The organism is Salinimicrobium oceani (assembly GCF_012037645.1).
Genome location: NZ_JAAVJR010001064.1, coordinates 1 through 366, shown reverse-complemented (window position 1 = coordinate 366; position 366 = coordinate 1). Strand labels below are relative to the sequence as shown.

Genomic DNA, 366 nt, shown 5'->3' with positions numbered 1-366 from the left:
AGATAATCTTTACTATAGTATAGATGGAGGTGATTTCATCCTATACACAGGAGAGATTAGTCTTGGAGTGGATACCTATCAATTCCGTATTCGATACGAGGAAGATGGTTGCATCTCTGCGGAGTTTGATGTAACTATAAATAGACCGAGTGAAGTTGAGATCAACCTTCTCACAGAAGTTATTCAACCTAACTGCGAAACTTTACTGGGAGCTATTATGATCACTAATCCAGATTTAAATCCAGAATTAAAATTTACTGTTACTCATCTTGGCTCTGGAGTAGAACATTTTTCTAATGTATTATATCCGGTTGGTGGATTTACAGGACTTCCTGTAGGTTCCTATTATGTAGAAGCAATAAGCGA

At 36.9% G+C, this 366-nt stretch carries 1 protein-coding gene; it reads left to right on the top strand.

From position 1 onward, the window contains the following. On the top strand, positions 1-366 hold a 366-nt coding region (locus HC175_RS20790; protein WP_168139897.1), incomplete at both ends, for a hypothetical protein.